Source organism: Streptomyces massasporeus (assembly GCF_014648995.1).
Lineage (GTDB): Bacteria > Actinomycetota > Actinomycetes > Streptomycetales > Streptomycetaceae > Streptomyces > Streptomyces massasporeus.
Window position 1 is genome coordinate 1 of record NZ_BMSE01000021.1, and the last position, 16,276, is coordinate 16,276.

The 16,276-nt window shown below is 70.7% G+C and carries 16 protein-coding genes and 1 tRNA gene; 9 read left to right on the top strand and 8 right to left on the bottom strand.

Annotated elements, in window-relative coordinates; genetic code table 11:
- Positions 1–333 precede the first annotated feature (333 nt).
- The 3 genes from IE153_RS33475 to IE153_RS33485 all read right to left on the bottom strand — a co-directional run bounded on the left by IE153_RS33475 (position 334) and on the right by IE153_RS33485 (position 2,505).
- Positions 334–407: transfer RNA gene (locus tag IE153_RS33475), tRNA-Pro, on the bottom strand.
- Between the two features lie 47 nt (positions 408–454).
- On the bottom strand, positions 455–1,225 hold the full coding sequence (locus tag IE153_RS33480) for a Pr6Pr family membrane protein (protein WP_189593490.1): 771 nt from the start codon (positions 1,223–1,225) through the stop codon (positions 455–457).
- A gap of 341 nt (positions 1,226–1,566) precedes the next feature.
- Positions 1,567–2,505: a metallophosphoesterase gene (locus IE153_RS33485; protein WP_189593491.1), complete on the bottom strand. Its 939-nt coding sequence runs from the start codon at positions 2,503–2,505 to the stop codon at positions 1,567–1,569.
- A 135-nt stretch (positions 2,506–2,640) separates the two neighbouring features.
- On the opposite strand from IE153_RS33485, the gene IE153_RS33490 reads away from it, so the two are divergent.
- Positions 2,641–3,105, top strand: coding sequence for a GatB/YqeY domain-containing protein (locus IE153_RS33490; protein WP_031105819.1), 465 nt, complete (start codon positions 2,641–2,643; stop codon positions 3,103–3,105).
- A gap of 172 nt (positions 3,106–3,277) precedes the next feature.
- Here the strand turns inward: IE153_RS33490 and IE153_RS33495 are convergent, their stop codons facing one another.
- Positions 3,278–5,566, bottom strand: a complete 2,289-nt coding sequence (locus IE153_RS33495) for a transglycosylase domain-containing protein (RefSeq protein WP_189593492.1) — start codon at positions 5,564–5,566, stop codon at positions 3,278–3,280.
- Positions 5,567–5,974: 408 nt separating this feature from the next.
- On the opposite strand from IE153_RS33495, the gene wblA reads away from it, so the two are divergent.
- Positions 5,975–6,313 (top strand): transcriptional regulator WblA, encoded by a 339-nt coding sequence (gene wblA, locus IE153_RS33500; protein WP_030846174.1) that lies wholly within the window; start codon positions 5,975–5,977, stop codon positions 6,311–6,313.
- Positions 6,314–6,491: 178 nt separating this feature from the next.
- Here wblA and bagB read toward each other — a convergent pair whose 3' ends face one another.
- Together bagB and bagA are read right to left on the bottom strand one after the other, a co-directional pair.
- Positions 6,492–7,928, bottom strand: coding sequence for an ATPase BagB (gene bagB / locus IE153_RS33505; RefSeq protein WP_189593493.1), 1,437 nt, complete (start codon positions 7,926–7,928; stop codon positions 6,492–6,494).
- Between the two features lie 244 nt (positions 7,929–8,172).
- On the bottom strand, positions 8,173–9,150 hold the full coding sequence (bagA, locus tag IE153_RS33510; RefSeq protein ID WP_189593494.1) for an ATPase BagA: 978 nt from the start codon (positions 9,148–9,150) through the stop codon (positions 8,173–8,175).
- Positions 9,151–9,257: 107 nt separating this feature from the next.
- Here bagA and sp36 point away from each other — a divergent pair, with 107 nt between their 5' ends.
- The 4 genes from sp36 (at position 9,258) to IE153_RS33530 (ending at position 11,680) form a co-directional block, all read left to right on the top strand.
- On the top strand, positions 9,258–9,416 hold the full coding sequence (sp36, locus tag IE153_RS33515; RefSeq protein WP_097218487.1) for a Sp36 family protein: 159 nt from the start codon (positions 9,258–9,260) through the stop codon (positions 9,414–9,416).
- Entirely contained in the window at positions 9,416–9,877 is a 462-nt protein-coding gene (locus tag IE153_RS33520) for a RidA family protein (RefSeq protein WP_189593495.1), read from the top strand. Before sp36 ends, IE153_RS33520 begins: the two co-directional genes overlap by 1 nt.
- Positions 9,878–9,983: 106 nt before the next feature.
- Positions 9,984–10,853: an NUDIX hydrolase gene (locus IE153_RS33525; RefSeq protein ID WP_189593496.1), complete on the top strand. Its 870-nt coding sequence runs from the start codon at positions 9,984–9,986 to the stop codon at positions 10,851–10,853.
- Entirely contained in the window at positions 10,850–11,680 is an 831-nt protein-coding gene (locus IE153_RS33530) for an MBL fold metallo-hydrolase (RefSeq protein ID WP_189593497.1), read from the top strand. The genes IE153_RS33525 and IE153_RS33530 overlap by 4 nt, the downstream gene beginning before the upstream one ends.
- Positions 11,681–11,754: 74 nt before the next feature.
- On the opposite strand, the gene IE153_RS33535 is transcribed toward IE153_RS33530, so the two are convergent.
- Positions 11,755–12,429: a Crp/Fnr family transcriptional regulator gene (locus IE153_RS33535; protein WP_010031945.1), complete on the bottom strand. Its 675-nt coding sequence runs from the start codon at positions 12,427–12,429 to the stop codon at positions 11,755–11,757.
- Between the two features lie 407 nt (positions 12,430–12,836).
- Here IE153_RS33535 and nth point away from each other — a divergent pair, with 407 nt between their 5' ends.
- The 3 genes from nth to IE153_RS33550 all read left to right on the top strand — a co-directional run bounded on the left by nth (position 12,837) and on the right by IE153_RS33550 (position 15,994).
- Complete coding sequence (gene nth / locus IE153_RS33540) at positions 12,837–13,895, top strand: endonuclease III (protein ID WP_189593590.1); 1,059 nt, start codon at positions 12,837–12,839, stop codon at positions 13,893–13,895.
- Positions 13,896–14,085: 190 nt separating this feature from the next.
- The gene (locus IE153_RS33545; RefSeq protein WP_189593498.1) at positions 14,086–14,781 is read left to right on the top strand and encodes an NUDIX hydrolase; all 696 of its coding nucleotides are present in this window, start codon (positions 14,086–14,088) and stop codon (positions 14,779–14,781) included.
- A 13-nt stretch (positions 14,782–14,794) separates the two neighbouring features.
- Positions 14,795–15,994: a MarP family serine protease gene (locus IE153_RS33550; protein WP_189593499.1), complete on the top strand. Its 1,200-nt coding sequence runs from the start codon at positions 14,795–14,797 to the stop codon at positions 15,992–15,994.
- A 67-nt stretch (positions 15,995–16,061) separates the two neighbouring features.
- On the opposite strand, the gene IE153_RS42050 is transcribed toward IE153_RS33550, so the two are convergent.
- The gene (locus tag IE153_RS42050; RefSeq protein WP_229829297.1) at positions 16,062–16,244 is read right to left on the bottom strand and encodes a hypothetical protein; all 183 of its coding nucleotides are present in this window, start codon (positions 16,242–16,244) and stop codon (positions 16,062–16,064) included.
- Positions 16,245–16,276: the final 32 nt, after the last annotated feature.

Below are 16,276 nucleotides of genomic sequence, written 5' to 3' on the forward strand. Positions count from 1 at the left end.
CTCTGCTCTCCAGTCGGGTCAATCACTCGGATCGAGAGGTGTGACCCCTTGTCGGAGAAGAAGATCAAGACGTTCCGCCTCCCCCGAAAGATCAGGAAGCTGCGTGATGTCTGCACCATAGCGGCGCGCACCATGCAAGCGGTCTACTACGCAGTTCGGCTCTGGGAGTAGGCGTGCGTCCGAGAGGCATGGCCGGCTTCGTGGCTACCTGAGGGTGCCGCAGTGGTGACGGCATCTCATCGGTTCCTCGCCGTAGTCACGCAGTTAGACACGCAACAACGTCAGAGGACTCCCACCGACTTGGTGAGAGCCCTCTGACCTGATACTTCACTGTCGGGGTGGCGGGATTTGAACCCACGACCTCTTCGTCCCGAACGAAGCGCGCTGCCAAGCTGCGCTACACCCCGATGTCGCTGCTGTCGCGGCGACGACGTTTACTTTAGCCCACCGGTGGCTAGAGACGAAATCCGGTTTTGCCGCGTTGGCGGATGGGGTTCGGGCGGGCGTGGTCGAGGCCCACGAGGAGCACGGCCAGGGCGTAGAAGGAGAGGCCCAGGAGGAGGGCGTTGCCGAGAACGCGCTTGAAGCCGTCCTGGCCGACGTCCAGGAAGGGGTAGAGGTAGCGGTCGGGGGTGCCCGGGAGGAGCAGCTCGCCCCGGGTGAGGCAGAAGGCCAGGTAGGCCATGGGGTAGAGGAGCCAGGTGCTGGCCTGGCGGAGGTGCATGCGGCCGGGGGACGTGAGCAGGAGCCAGTCCAGTGCTGCCGCGATCGGGGTCACCGTGTTCAGCACCGCGTGGGAGAGGGCCTGCCGGCCCGTCGGGGTGGCGGCCTCGCCCGTGAGGGAGAACGGGCTCGCCGCGTTCGCCAGGAGCAGGTGGTGCACCAGGGCCGCGATGACGACGTAGAGCAGCGTCGCGCCCAGTACGGCACCCGGCAGGGGCCGGCTCGCCGTCCATGCGCGGCGGGCCGAGAGTGCCATGACCAGCGCCAGCAGCATGTTGCTCTGGATCGCGAAGGAGCTCAGGACCCGGGACGGGTCGCCGAGGAGCAGTTCGAGCGTGACACCCGCGACCGCCGCGAGGGCGATGAGCAGGCGGAAGGCCGCGGCCGCGGGGCGGCGGACCGGGGTGACGACGGCCGTGGCCGGCACGGGGGCGGGCTTCAGTGCCGGCGGGGACGGTATCGCTGGGAGGTCCGGGATGTCCCGGGGTATCGGGGCGGTCATGCCCCCACGCTGACAGAAACGGACATAGGGGGCGATGTGGGCGGGGCTGTGCGGGTTACCCACCTGGGCAGGTCCACCTGGGCAGGTCCACCTGGGCATGTCCACCCGGGCCGCCCGCCTGGGCCGGTCCACCTGAGCAGGTCCACCCGGGCAGGTCCACCTGGGCATGTCCACCCGGGCCGCCCGCCTGCGTCGGTCCCCCCGGCCCGGTCTGCCCGGGTGGGTTTCGCCCGGGCCGGTCCCCCGGCCCGGTCCGTCCGGGTCCAGCCTGCCCGGGCCGCCCACCTGTGTCAGTCCGCCCGGCCCAGCCGGGGCCGTCCACCCGGGTCGGCCCCCTCGCGTTACCTTCCCGGGACCTCGCGCCCCACCAACGTCAGCAACGTCGCCTCCGGCGGGCACGCGAACCGCACCGGTGTGTAGCGGTTCGTGCCGCAGCCCGCCGACACGTGGAGGTACGACGTATGGCCCTCCGCCGTGTGCGTGGACAGGCCCTTCACCCGTTCCGTGTCCAGGTCGCAGTTGGTGACCAGGGCGCCGTAGAAGGGGATGCACAGCTGGCCGCCGTGGGTGTGGCCGGCCAGGATCAGGGGGTAGGCGTCGGCCGTGAACGCGTCCAGGGTGCGCAGGTACGGGGCGTGTACGACGCCCATCGAGAAGTCTGCCGCCTCGGACGGACCGCCCGCCACCTGCGCGTAGCGGTCCCGCTTGATGTGCGGGTCGTCCAGGCCCGTGAGCTCGACCGAGCCGCCCTCGAGCTTGAGCTCGCCGCGTGTGTTGGTCAGGTTGAGCCAGCCCGCCGCGTCGAAGCCGTCCCGCAGGTCCTCCCACGGGTTGTGCACCACGCCCTCGGCCGGCGCGTTGCCGTTGAGCCCGTGGCGGCCCTGGGCCTTCTCGAGCAGGTAGCGGGCGGGGTTGCGCAGCTTGGGGCCGTAGTAGTCGTTGGAGCCGAAGACGTACGCGCCCGGGAAGTCCATCAGGGGGCCGAGCGCGTCCAGGACCTCCGGGACGCCCTCCGGGTCGGAGAGGTTGTCGCCCGTGTTGATCACGAAGTCGGGGCGCAGGCCCGCCAGGGACCGCAGCCAGCGCTGCTTCTTGCGCTGGCCGCCGACCATGTGGATGTCGGAGACCTGGAGCACGCGCAGGGGACGCATTCCCGGGGGCAGGACCGGGACGGTGACCCGGCGCAGGCGGAAGGAGCGGGCCTCGAAGCCCGCCGAGTACAGCAGTCCGGCGGCGCCAGCCGCCGCGATTCCCAGGGGTACTCCATATCGCGCGCGCATACGACCATCGTGTCAGACCCGGGCCGTTGCCCGTCCCGGAGCCGTGCCCGAAATCCCCTGACGGCACCGGGCATTAGACGACCGCCCCACAAATCGAGGGGCGCCGCTCCTCCCGCACCTGCGACAATCGACCCCATGACCACGCTCAAGTCGAAGCTGCAGGAAGACCTCAACGTTGCGATCAAGGAGCGCGACGAGCTGCGCTCCTCGACGCTCCGGCTGACGCTCGCCGCGATCACCAAGGAGGAGGTCGCGGGCAAGGAGAAGCGCGAGCTCTCCGACGACGAGGTGCAGAAGGTGATCACCCGGGAGGCGAAGAAGCGGCGTGAGGCGGCCGACGCCTTCGCGCAGGGTGGTCGTGCCGAGCAGGCCGAGCGGGAGAAGGCGGAGGGCGAGGTCCTCGCCACCTACCTGCCGCAGCAGCTGTCGGACGAGCAGCTCCAGGAGATCGTCGCCCAGGCCGTCGAGGAGGCGAAGGCGGCCGGTGCGGAGGGGCCGCGGGCCATGGGCGCGGTCATGAAGATCGTGAACCCGAAGGTGGCCGGGCAGGCCGAGGGCGGCCGCGTCGCCGCCGCGGTGAAGAAGCTGCTGGCCGGCTGATCCTCCAGCACATCTCGGTCGGACGTCGGCTGATCTTTCACCCAGGTGATCTTTCAGTCAGGTGATCTTTCAGCCAGGCGCGGGCCGACCTCTCGGTCGAATGAAGACGGCCCCCTCCCACCCACGCGGGTGAGAGGGGGCCATCTTCGTCGCGTGAGGTCACGCCGCCGGCTCAGCCGAACCGGCCGCCGTTGCCGTTCCCGCCGTTGCCCTGGCCGCGGATGAAGCCCTCCGGGATGGAGAACGAGGGCGTGGGCTCGTCGCCGCCGCCGCCGTTGTTGCCGCCGACCAGGCCGCCGATGAAGCCGTCGTTGCCGCCGTCGCCGTCGCCGTCGCCCCCGTCGTCACGGCCGCCGTCCCCGTCGCCGTCACCACGGTCCCGGGGCTTGCTGTCGGGGATGTGGACGGAGTTGAAGTTCTCGACGGGCTTGCCCTCCAGCGCGCCGGACATCATGTCGCGCCAGATCGGACCGGGGACCTCGCCACCGAAGACCTTGCCGTACGACCGGCCGCCGATGGTGATGCCGGACATCTTCCGCTTGTGCGCCGGGTCGCCGACCCAGACCGCACCGGCCATGTTCGGCGTGTAGCCCACGAACCAGGCCGCGTAGCGCTCGTCCGTCGTACCGGTCTTGCCGGCGCTGGGACGGCTGCCGAGGCCCGCCTTCGTGCCCGTACCGTCCTCGACGACGCCCTTCAGCAGCGCGTTGATCGTGTCGGCGGTGTTCTCCGACATCGCGCGCGAGCAGGTCGACTTCGGGACCTCCAGCGACGTGGTCTTGTCACCGACCCGCCGGTTCACCGACTCGATGGCGATCGGCGTGCAGTGCATGCCGCGCGAGGCGAAGGTCGCGTACGCGTTCGCCATGGTCAGCGGGGACATCTCCTGGGTGCCGAGGGCGATGGAGGGCACCTGCGGCATCTTGTCGCCGTCGGCCCGCACGACGCCCATCTTCTTGGCCATCGTCGTCACCGGGCAGATGCCGATGTCGCTGATCATCTGCACGTAGTAGGTGTTGACCGACTTGGCGGTCGCCTCCCGCATGTCGTACGGGCCGACCTCGGAGGAGTTCTCGTTCTGGAGCTTGGCCGGGCTGTTGGGGTCGTTCACCCACCGCTTGCCGTCACAGGCCGAGACCGGGCTCGGGTACGCCATCTGGTACGGGGACGGGTACGTCTTGTTCGCCGGCATGCCGTCCTCGAGGGCCGCGGCGGCCACGATCGGCTTGAACGTCGAACCGGGCTGGTAGCCCATGCCGCCGCCCATCGACTGGTCGACGGAGAGGTTGATCTGCGTCTCGTTCTTCTTGAAGCCGTACGGACGCGACTGGCCCATGGCGAGGATCTTGCCGGTGCCGGGCTGGACGATGGAGGCGGCGGTGGCCACCTCGTCGCTCTTGTAGACGTGGTCCTTGATGGAGCGCTGCGCCGCGTTCTGGGACTGCGGGTCCATCGTCGTGCGGATGGTGAGGCCGCCCTGGTTCCAGACCTTCGCGCGCCGCTCCTTGGTCTTGCCGAAGACCGGGTCGGTCAGGAAGACCTCGCGCACGTAGTCACAGAAGAAGCCCGCGCCCTTGACCGCCGTGATGCAGCCGTTCTTGGGCTTGCTGACCTTCAGGCCGAGCGGCGCCTTCATCGCGTCGGCGGCCTGCGCCCGGGAGATGTCGCCGACGGCCGCCATGCGCTGCAGCACGGTGTTGCGGCGCTTGGTGGCCTCCGCCTCGTCGTTGACCGGGTCGTACCGGCTGGGCGACTGGACGATGCCGGCGAGCAGGGCCGCCTGCTCCACGCTGAGGTCCTTGGCGGACTTGGAGAAGTAGCGCTGGGCGGCGGCCTCGACGCCGTAGGCCTGCTGACCGAAGAACGTGATGTTCAGGTAGTTCTCGAGGATCTTCTTCTTGCCCAGCTCCTCCTCGACCTGGATCGCGTACTTGAGCTCGCGGATCTTGCGGCCGATGGTCTGCTGGGTGGCCTGCGCGACCTTGGTCGGGTCGTCGCCCGCCTCCTCGATGAAGACGTTCTTCACGTACTGCTGCGTCAGTGTGGAGGCGCCCTCGGAGACTCCGCCGGTCTGCGCGTTCTTGTTGAGGGCGCGCAGGACGCCCTTCAGGTCGACCGCGCCGTGCTGGTAGAAGCGCGAGTCCTCGATCGCGACGATCGCCTTCTGCAGGTACGGCGAGATGTCCTTGAGGGGGACCACCGTGCGGTCGCGCGAGTAGACCGTGGCGATCTGGCCGCCGTCGGCGTCGAGGATCGTGGTGCGCTGACTCAGCGGCGGGGTCTTCATGTTGGCCGGGAGCTCGTCGAAGCTCTCGACCGATCCCTTGGCCGCCAGTCCCAGCGCGCCCACCGCGGGCAGCGCGATGCCGGCCAGCACGGCTCCCGCGAGGACACTGACACCGAGGAACTTGGCGGCCTGCTGCGTGGGAGACAGACCACCGCCCGAGCGCTTCTTTGGCATGAGGGCAGCCTACGTTCTCATTCGCCGGACAGGCGTATAGGCCTTGGCCTAAGCTGCTCTCAACTGTCACAGCAGTGAGGTCACGTATCAATACGTCCGACGACCCCGAATCGTTCTGGGTGTTCCCCGACTTTTTTGATGGGGACGTGTCCGAATCCGCCTTGTGTGTCATACGGCGTCCCATGTGACGCAACTGAACTGTCCCGGTTTGCCGGGAAGGTTACGTATGTCGCCAGCTCACTCCCCCGGGTGATCTGCCGCTTACCCATAGTCCGTTCGGGCCATTCAAGATTGGGCCCGAAGGGGGTGTTGCGCTGTGCCCACCTTCCGTAACGTCCTCAACTGGCGGCGGTGAATATGCCGCTGCCGCCGTGGGGGAGCCTCGATTCGGGAGAGGACGGCGCCGGTATGGGCTGGGTAGTCGACTGGAGTGCGCAGGCGGCCTGCCGCACTACCGATCCGGATGAACTGTTCGTTCAAGGAGCAGCGCAGAACAGGGCCAAGGCGGTGTGCACCGGATGCCCGGTGCGCACGGAGTGCCTGGCCGACGCGCTCGACAACCGCGTCGAGTTCGGTGTGTGGGGAGGCATGACGGAGCGGGAGCGCCGCGCACTGCTGCGCAGGCGTCCCACGGTGACCTCCTGGCGCCGGCTGCTGGAGACGGCGCGCACGGAGTACGAGCGGGGGTGCGGTGTGCTGCCCCTCGACGACGACGAGATCTACGAGAACTACGCGGCGGTGAGCTGAGCGGTGAGCTGAGGAGCCCTCCCTCCGGGGAGCCTCCCAGGTCCAGGTCCAGGTTCGAGGGCCCTGTCCGGGCCCTTCGCCATCACCTGCGGCTCTAGCCCTTCGCCATCACTTGCGGGTTCGTCGCCCCTCGTCACGAGCCCTACGCCCTCGCCGGGTTGCCCTCCGGGCACGCGCCTCAGGCACTCGCCTCAGGCGGCTCCGGCTGGTCGGCAGGGTCGGGCAGCTCGCGTTCGTCAGCCGCGAGGCGGTCGCCGATGTCGCGCAGTCCCGCGAGGTCGTGCACGTCGCCGGGCAGTGCGGCCACTTCCGTCACGGCCACCTCGGGGTGGAGCGCGGTGAAGCGGTCACGCGTGCGCTGCTCACGGGAGAGCAACTGCATGCGATCGGCGTGCAGCCTCAGCAGGCCTGCGGTGAGCTGGTCGACGGACCGCTCGGGGTCCTCGGTGTTCGCAGCGTCCGCGGTGTGCTCAGTGCCCTCGGCATGCTCGGCGTCTTCGGTGGGGGAGCCACCCTCGGGAGCCGCTGCCGGGGCCTCAGCTGGTGTTCCGGACGTGGGAGAGTCTGAACTGTCGGGTGCGTCGGGGGAGTTACGAAGTCTTGCTTTCCCGCCCTCCTGATCCACAATGCGGGGCTCTTCAAGATTTTCCGCGGCGGCGAGCGCCCGCTCGGCCGACAGCCGGTCGGCCCCGCTGCCGTGCACCCGGTTGAGCACCAACCCGGCGAGCGGCATGTCCTCCGCGGCCAGCCGCTCCACGAAGTACGCGGCCTCGCGCAGCGCGTCCCGCTCCGGGGCCGCCACCACGAGGAACGCCGTGCCCGGCGCCTGGAGCAGCTTGTACGTCGCGTCAGCGCGCGTGCGGAAGCCGCCGAAGGTGGTGTCCATCGCGGACACGAACGTCTGGACGTCCTTGAGGAGCTGACCGCCGAGCAGCTTGCCGAGGGTGCCGGTCATCATCGACATCCCGACGTTCAGGAACTTCATCCCGGCTCGGCCGCCCAGCTTCGCCGGGGCCGTCAGCAGCCGGATCAGCCGGCCGTCCAGGAACGACCCGAGCCGCTTGGGCGCGTCCAGGAAGTCCAGCGCCGAACGGGAGGGCGGGGTGTCGACGACGATCAGGTCCCACTCGTCACGGGCGCGCAGCTGCCCGAGCTTCTCCATCGCCATGTACTCCTGCGTGCCCGCGAAGCCCGCCGAGAGCGACTGGTAGAAGGGGTTGCCCAGGATGGCGGCCGCCCGCTCGCCGTCCGCGTGCGCCTCGACGATCTCGTCGAAGGTGCGCTTCATGTCGAGCATCATCGCGTGCAGCTCGCCGCCGGCGGAGTCGTCGATGCCCTTCACCCGGCGCGGGGTGTTGTCGAGGGAGTCGATGCCCATGGACTGGGCCAGCCGGCGGGCCGGGTCGATGGTCAGGACGACCACCTTGCGGCCCCGCTCGGCCGCGCGCAGGCCCAGGGCCGCCGCGGTGGTGGTCTTGCCGACCCCGCCCGAGCCGCAGCAGACCACGATCCGGGTCTTCGGGTCCTCCAGCAGCGGATCGATGTCGAGCAGGCGCGCGGGGGCGAGGTGCGGGCGGGCCGGGTCGTGGGTGTGGGCCGGGTCCGAGCGACTCATGACATCCCCTGCTTCCGACTCATGACGGGCCTTGCCTGTCTGTCGCGGCTCGTGACGCGCGCTGCGCGCGTGTCGTGTCCGTCCTGGCTCGCGACGCGTGCTGCTCGCGTGCCCTGTCCGTTCCGGCTCGCGACGCGTGCTGCTCGGGTCCCCTGTCCGTTCCGGCTCGCGACGCGTGCTGCTCGGGTCCCCTGTCCGTTCCGGCTCGCGACGCGTGCTGCTCGCGTGCCCTGTCCGCTCCGGCTCATGACACGCCCTGCTCGCGCAGCTCGCGGGCCAGCTCGTACAGCCCCGCGAGGTCCATGCCCTCGGCGAACAGCGGCAGTTCGTGCAGCGGCAGGCCCAGTTCGGTCAGGACCGCCCGCTGCTCGTGCTCCAGCGTGTACCGCTCGGCGTACTCCTCGGCCTGCGTGAGCAGCGGGTCCACCAGCCGCTCGGCGTGCCCGCCGCGCCGCGCCCCGCCGAGCCCCGCGGACGACAGGGACCGCGCGACAGTGGAACGCGGGACCGTCCGTACGAGTTCCAGGTCCGTCTCGTCCAACACCTCCGGCCGGACCATGTTCACGATGATCCGCCCCACCGGCAGCCGCGCCGAACGCAGCTCGGCGATGCCGTCCACGGTCTCCTGGACGGGCATCTCCTCCAGCAGCGTCACCAGGTGCACGGCCGTCTCCGGCGACTTCAGCACCCGCATCACGGCCTGCGCCTGATTGTGTATCGGGCCGATCTTGGCGAGGCCCGCGACCTCGTCGTTCACGTTCAGGAAGCGGGTGATCCGCCCGGTCGGCGGGGCGTCCATGACGACGTAGTCGTACGCGAACCGCCCGCTGCGCTCCTTGCGGCGCACCGCCTCGCACGCCTTGCCGGTCAGGAGGACGTCTCTGAGGCCGGGCGCGATGGTGGTGGCGAAGTCGATCGCGCCGAGCTTCTTCAGGGCCCGTCCGGCGCTGCCCAGCTTGTAGAACATCTGGAGGTAGTCCAGAAGGGCCAGTTCGGGGTCGATGGCGAGGGCGTACACCTCCCCGCCCCCGGGTGCTACTGCGATCTTCCGTTCCTCATAAGGCAGCGCCTCCGTTTCGAAGTGCTGCGCGATGCCCTGACGGCCCTCGACCTCGACGAGAAGCGTCCGCTTCCCCTCCGTGGCCAGGGCCAGCGCTAGGGCCGCGGCCACCGTGGTCTTGCCGGTACCGCCCTTGCCGCTGACGACCTGGAGCCTGCTCACGTATTCGAGCCTAACCAGTCCGTGCCCGCGCTACGCGGGAGGCTGTGGATAACCGGTGCGGTGGTGGGCCGCGTGGCCCCCGCCCGCCAGGGGCTAGAGTCGGCCGCATGACCAAGTGGGAATACTCGACTGTGCCGCTGCTCGTCCACGCCACGAAGCAGATTCTGGACACCTGGGGCGAGGACGGCTGGGAGCTCGTCCAGGTCGTGCCCGGGCCGAACAACCCCGAGCAGCTCGTGGCCTACCTGAAGCGGGAGAAGCAGTAGTGGGCGCCGTCGAGGCGAAGCTGGCCGAGCTCGGCCTGAGCCTGCCCGCGGTGGTCCCGCCGCTCGCCGCGTACCAGCCGGCCGTGCAGTCCGGAGCGTACGTCTACACCGCCGGGCAGCTCCCGATGGTGGACGGCAAGCTTCCGGTCACCGGCAAGGTCGGCGCGGAGGTCACCCCGGAGGAGGCCAAGGAGCTGGCACGCACGTGTGCGCTGAACGCCCTGGCCGCCGTGAAGTCCGTCGCCGGTGACCTGGACCGCATCGCGCGCGTGGTGAAGGTCGTCGGCTTCGTCGCCTCGGCCTCCGACTTCACGGGCCAGCCCGCGGTGCTGAACGGCGCGAGCGAGCTGCTCGGCGAGGTCCTCGGCGACAAGGGCGTGCACGCGCGCAGCGCCGTGGGCGTCGCGGTGCTTCCGCTGGACGCCCCGGTCGAGGTCGAGATCCAGGTGGAGCTCGCGTAGCACCCCGCCGCGCACCCCGTACCCCGCCCTCTTCGATGGCCCCAGCTGCGGATTCCGTCCCCGGGGCCACTCGAACATCCGCCCGTCACGGGATAGCCTCGCGCCCATGGCGAACGGTCAGTGGTACCCCCCGGAGTGGCCGGACCGCATCCGCGCGCTCGCGGCCGGCACCCTCACCCCGGTGACCCCGAAGCGCGCGGCCACCGTCATGCTCCTGAAGGACACGGGCAGCGGCCCCGCCGTCCACATGCTGCGCAGACGCGCCTCCATGGCCTTCGCCGGAGGCGCGTACGCGTATCCGGGCGGCGGCGTCGATCCGCGCGACGACGACCACCACGTCCGCTGGGCGGGCCCCACGCGCGCGTGGTGGGCCGATCGGCTCGGCGTCGACGAGACGGCGGCCCAGGCGATCGTCTGCGCGGCCGTGCGCGAGACGTACGAGGAGGCGGGCGTGCTGCTCGCCGGACCGGCGGCCGACTCGGTCGTGGGTGACACCACGGGAGCCGACTGGGAGACCGACCGGGCCGCCCTGGTCGCCCGGGACCTGTCCTTCGCGGAGTTCCTGGACCGGCGCGGCCTGGTCCTGCGCTCCGACCTGCTGGGCGCCTGGACCCGCTGGATCACCCCGGAGTTCGAGGCCCGCCGCTACGACACCTGGTTCTTCGTGGCCGCGCTCCCCGAGGGGCAGCGCACCCGCAACGCCTCCACGGAGGCCGACCGCACGGTGTGGATCACCCCGCGCGAGGCGGCGGCCGGGTACGACAAGGGTGAGCTGCTGATGATGCCGCCGACGATCGCGACCCTGCGCCAGCTGACGGCGTACGAGACGGCCGCCGGGGCGCTCGACGCCGCCCCGGGGCGCGACCTCACCCCCGTCCTGGCCACCGCCCGCCTGGTCGACGGCGAGCTCGTGCTCTCCTGGCCGGGCCACGACGAGTTCACCAAGCACATCCCGACCGGTGGAGCCACCGCATGACGGACGCAAGCGCCCTTCCCGGCCAGCCCCGCGGCGGGGTCCTCTCGGGGCCCGCCACCGCGCGGGCCGTCAACGTCCTGGCCCCCAACGCGTCGGCGATGACCCTGGACGGCACGAACACCTGGATCGTCGCCGAGCCCGACTCGGACCTGGCCGTGGTGATCGACCCGGGGCCGCTGGACGACGAGCACCTGCGCCGGGTTCTCGCCACGGCCGAACAGGCAGGCCGACGCGTCGCTCTGACCCTGCTGACGCACGGCCACCCCGACCACGCGGAGGGCGCCGCCCGTTTCGCCGAGCTGTCCGGCACCCGCGTGCGTGCCCTCGACCCGGCACTGCGGCTGGGCGAAGAGGGCCTGACCGCCGGAGACGTGATCACGACCGGCGGGCTGGAACTGCGCGTCGTGCCGACCCCCGGCCACACCGCCGACTCCCTCTCCTTCCACCTCCCGGCCGACCGGGCGGTCCTCACCGGCGACACGATCCTCGGTCGCGGCACGACGGTCGTGGCCCACCCCGACGGCCGCCTCGGCGACTACCTGGACTCCCTGCGCCGCTTGCGCTCGCTCACGGTCGACGACGGCGTCCACACCGTCCTGCCGGGCCACGGCCCGGTCCTGGACGACGCCCAGGGCGTCGTCGAGTACTACCTCGCCCACCGCGCCACCCGCCTCGCCCAGGTCGAGACGGCCGTCGAGGACGGCTACCGCACCCCTGCGCAGGTCGTCGCCCACGTCTACGCCGACGTGGACCGCTCCCTGTGGCCTGCGGCGGAACTGTCGGTACGGGCCCAGCTGGACTACCTGGAGGAGCACGGGCTCATCTGACCGTGCGCGGATACGACGTCGGGCCCCGTCTCGTGAGGAGACGGGGCCCGATGACGTACGGGAGGGTGTGCGCGTCAGCGCGAGCGCTTCGCGAGGCGCTCCACGTCCAGGAGGATCACCGCGCGGGCCTCCAGGCGCAGCCAGCCGCGCTGGGCGAAGTCCGCGAGGGCCTTGTTGACCGTCTCGCGGGACGCGCCCACGAGTTGGGCCAGCTCCTCCTGCGTGAGGTCGTGCACGACGTGGATGCCCTCCTCGGACTGCACGCCGAACCGGCGCGACAGGTCGAGCAGGGCGCGGGCGACGCGGCCCGGGACGTCCGAGAAGACGAGGTCGGACATCGCGTCGTTGGTCTTGCGCAACCGGCGCGCGACGGCGCGCAGGAGCGCCGTGGCCACCTCCGGGCGGGCGTTCAGCCAGGGCTGGAGGTCGCCGTGGCCGAGGCCGAGCAGCTTGACCTCGGTCAGTGCCGTGGCGGTCGCGGTGCGCGGGCCCGGGTCGAACAGCGAGAGCTCACCGATGAGCTCGCCGGGGCCGACCACGGCCAGCATGTTCTCGCGACCGTCGGGGGACGTGCGGTGGAGCTTCACCTTGCCCTCCGTGACCACGTACAGGCGGTCACCGGGGTCGCCCTCATGGAACAGCGAGTCACCGCGGGCGAGGGTCACCTCACTCATGGAGGCGCGGAGCTCCGCGGCCTGCTCGTCATCGAGCGCCGCGAAGAGCGGATTGCGCCGCAGAACGTCGTCCACGAGTTCTCTCCTATTCGACCTGCTCAGGGGATCTTGCTCCCCCGTGTACCGAGGGACCGTGGTGCCCATTTTGTCGGGCGGTCCAAACAGTGTGATCTGTCACAAGGATGCCGCACACGTGTCCCGGGGTACGCGGCAGGGGTCCAATTGGGCGCCGATCTTCAGGGGCCGGGGCGGATGTCGGTGCCGGGCCTTAGGCTGGCCGGGTGTCCAAATCGCCGGTGAGAGCACAGGCCGAGGGGGCTGCGCGGGTGGTTGTACGTCGCGATTCCGCTGTGGGCGAACAGAGCCCCGATGGCGGTAGGAAAACGACGAAAGAGAACAAGACGGAACCGGTGAAGAAGGCGGCTTCCGTGAAGAAGCCGGCGTCCGCGAAGGGCGCCGCGTCTGCGAAGAAGACGGCCTCCGTGAAGGGCGCCGCGTCTGCGAAGAAGACGGCCTCCGTGAAGAAGACGGCCTCCGTGAAGAAGACGGCCTCCGTGAAGGGCGCCGCGTCTGAAAAGGAGACGGTCGCGAAGAAGGCCGCGTCCGCCACGAAGGCCGCTTCCAAGACCTCTGCCGCCAAGAAGGCCTCGAAGGGTGCCGCCCTGAAGAAGGCGCCCGCCGCCAAGAAGGTCGCGGTCGCGCCCAAGAAGGCCACCGCCCGTCTCAAGGGCACCGCACCCGCCAAGGCCGTCGTCCACCCGCCGGGCGACGAGTCGCCCACCGCACTGGTCCGCCGGGCCCGCCGGATCAACCGCGAGCTCGCCGAGGTGTTCCCGTACGCCCACCCCGAGCTGGACTTCGAGAATCCCTTCCAACTGGTCGTCGCCACGGTCCTGTCCGCCCAGACGACCGACCTGCGCGTCAATCAGACGACACCCTCCCTCTTCGCCAAGTACCCGACCCCGGAGGACCTGGCCGCCGCCAACCCCGAGGAGGTGGAGGAGATCCTCCGCCCGTGCGGCTTCTTCCGGGCCAAGACGAAGTCGGTCATAGGGCTTTCGAAGGCCTTGGTGGAGGACTTCGGGGGCGAGGTGCCCGGCCGGCTGGAGGACCTGGTCAAGTTGCCCGGCGTCGGCCGCAAAACCGCGTTCGTCGTGCTCGGCAACGCCTTCGGCCGCCCCGGCATCACCGTCGACACGCACTTCCAGCGCCTGGTGCGCCGCTGGCGATGGACCGGCGAGACCGACCCGGACAAGATCGAGGCCGCCATCGGCGCGCTCTTCCCGAAGAGCGACTGGACGGATCTGTCGCACCACGTCATCTGGCACGGCCGCCGCATCTGCCACGCCCGCAAGCCCGCGTGCGGCGCCTGCCCGATCGCCCCGCTCTGCCCGGCCTACGGCCAGGGCGAGACCGACCCGGAGAAGGCGAAGAAGCTCCTCAAGTACGAGAAGGGCGGCTTCCCCGGGCAGCGTCTGAAGCCCCCACAGGCCTACCTGGACGCGGGCGGCAAACCGGCGCCGCCGCTGGGGGCCGGATGAGCTGCCCGCAGCATCCGACGCGCCGCCCGAGCGGCCCGGCGTGCGACGGGAAGAGCCCCACGCGCCATCAGAAGAACCCCACGCGCCATCCGAAGAACCCCACGCGCCGCCCGTTCAGGGGATCCCGGGCGTTCGCGGAACGATCTCGGACCCGTCGTGCGTTGGATGCGGCAGGACGACGGGGGTGGCGATGACGCGTGCGAGCGACACACAGGGCGGCCCGGTGGCGCTGAGCAAGGACGGGCTGCCCGGCTGGCTGGACCCGGTGGTGCACGCCGTGGAGACCGTCCGGCCGAGGCAGCTGAGCCGGTTCCTGCCCCCGGAGGACGGGGCGGGGCGGCAGTCCGCCGTGCTGGTCCTGTTCGGCGAAGGGGTGCACGGCCCGGAGCTGCTGCTCATGGAGCGTGCGACCTCCCTGCGCTCGCACGCCGGCCAGCCCTCCTTCCCGGGCGGCGCCCTCGACCCGGAGGACGGCGACCCTTACGGCGACGGTCCGCTGCGGGCCGCCCTGCGCGAGGCGGAGGAGGAGACCGGCCTGGACCCCTCCGGCGTCCAGCTCTTCGGCGTCCTGCCCCGGCTCTACATCCCGGTCAGCGGCTTCGTCGTCACACCCGTGCTGGGCTGGTGGCGCGAGCCGAGCCCGGTCGGCGTCGTCGATCCGAACGAGACCGCCCGGGTCTTCACCGTCCCCGTGGTGGATCTCACGGATCCCGCCAACCGAGCGACCACCGTCCACCCCAGCGGCCACCGAGGTCCGGCATTTCTGGTCGAATCGGCCCTTGTCTGGGGTTTCACGGCCGGAATCATCGACCGGCTGCTGCACTTCGCGGGTTGGGAGCGGCCCTGGGACCGGGAGAAGCAGGTCCCGCTCGACTGGCGCGCATGACAGGGTGGCCTCCGTGAACGTGCTGGACATCTTGTTGCTGGTCGCCGCTGTGTGGTTCGCGGTCGTGGGGTACCGCCAGGGGTTCGTCGTCGGCATCCTGTCGGTGATCGGCTTCCTGGGCGGTGGCCTCGTCGCGGTCTACGTGCTGCCCGTCATCTGGGACGCGCTGACGGACAACGCGGAGGTGAGCACGACCGCCGCCGTCGTCGCGGTCGTCGTCGTCATCGTCTGCGCCTCCGTCGGCCAGGCCCTCACCACCCACCTCGGCAACAAGCTGCGCCGGCACATCACCTGGTCCCCGGCCCGGGCCCTCGACGCCACCGGCGGCGCCCTGGTCAACGTCGTGGCGATGCTCCTGGTCGCCTGGCTGATCGGCTCGGCCCTCGCGGGCACCACACTGCCGACGCTCGGCAAGGAGGTCCGCAACTCCAAGGTGCTGCTGGGCGTCTCGCAGGCCCTGCCGGACCAGGCCGCCACCTGGTTCGCGGACTTCTCCTCCGTCCTCGCGCAGAACGGCTTCCCGCAGGTCTTCAGCCCCTTCTCGAACGAGCCGATCACCGACGTCCAGCCGCCCGACCCGGCGCTGGCGAACAGCCCCGTGGCGAACCGCGCCCAGCGCTCCATCGTCAAGGTCATGGGCACGGCCCCAAGCTGCGGCAAGGTCCTGGAGGGCACCGGCTTCGTCTTCTCCGACCGCCGCGTGATGACCAACGCGCACGTGGTGGGCGGAGTCGACGAGCCGACCGTGCAGATAGGCGGCGAGGGCAGGAAGTACGACGCCAAGGTCGTGCTGTACGACTGGCGGCGCGACATCGCCGTCCTCGACGTGCCCGATCTCAAGGCGCCCGTGCTGCGGTTCACCGAGAAGGACGCGAGCAGTGGCGACGGCGCGATCGTCGCGGGCTTCCCGGAGAACGGGGCGTACGACGTGCGGGCCGCCCGCGTGCGCGGCCGCATCACCGCCAACGGCCCGGACATCTACCACCGCGGCACGGTCCGCCGCGACGTCTACTCCCTCTTCGCGACCGTCCGTCAGGGCAACTCCGGCGGCCCGCTGCTCACCCCGGACGGCAAGGTCTACGGCGTCGTCTTCGCCAAGTCGCTCGACGACGCCGAGACGGGATACGCGCTGACCGTGGACGAGATCCGGGAGGACATCACCAAGGGCCGTACCGCCACCCAGCAGGTGGGCAGCGACAGCTGCGCCCTGTAGGGCCTGGAGGCTCTAGGAGCGGCCTTTCAGCGGCAGGTGGCGCGGTGTCACTCGCGCGAGTGATGCCTCAGTCGCGAGTGTGGCGCAGTCGTACGGTGACCCAGCGGGCCCGGCGGCGGAGGATACGCGGAATCCCGACCCGGGGGTCCGCGGTCGCCATCTGCGGTGCGCCGCTTCGCCGGTGGGGGTTCGCACCGCCCGCCGAGCGGCGATTGCGGGTTGCGTCACTGTAGTCGTGCGTCCAGCCCATACCCCGACGTGTGCCCCCGCCCCATGGTCGAT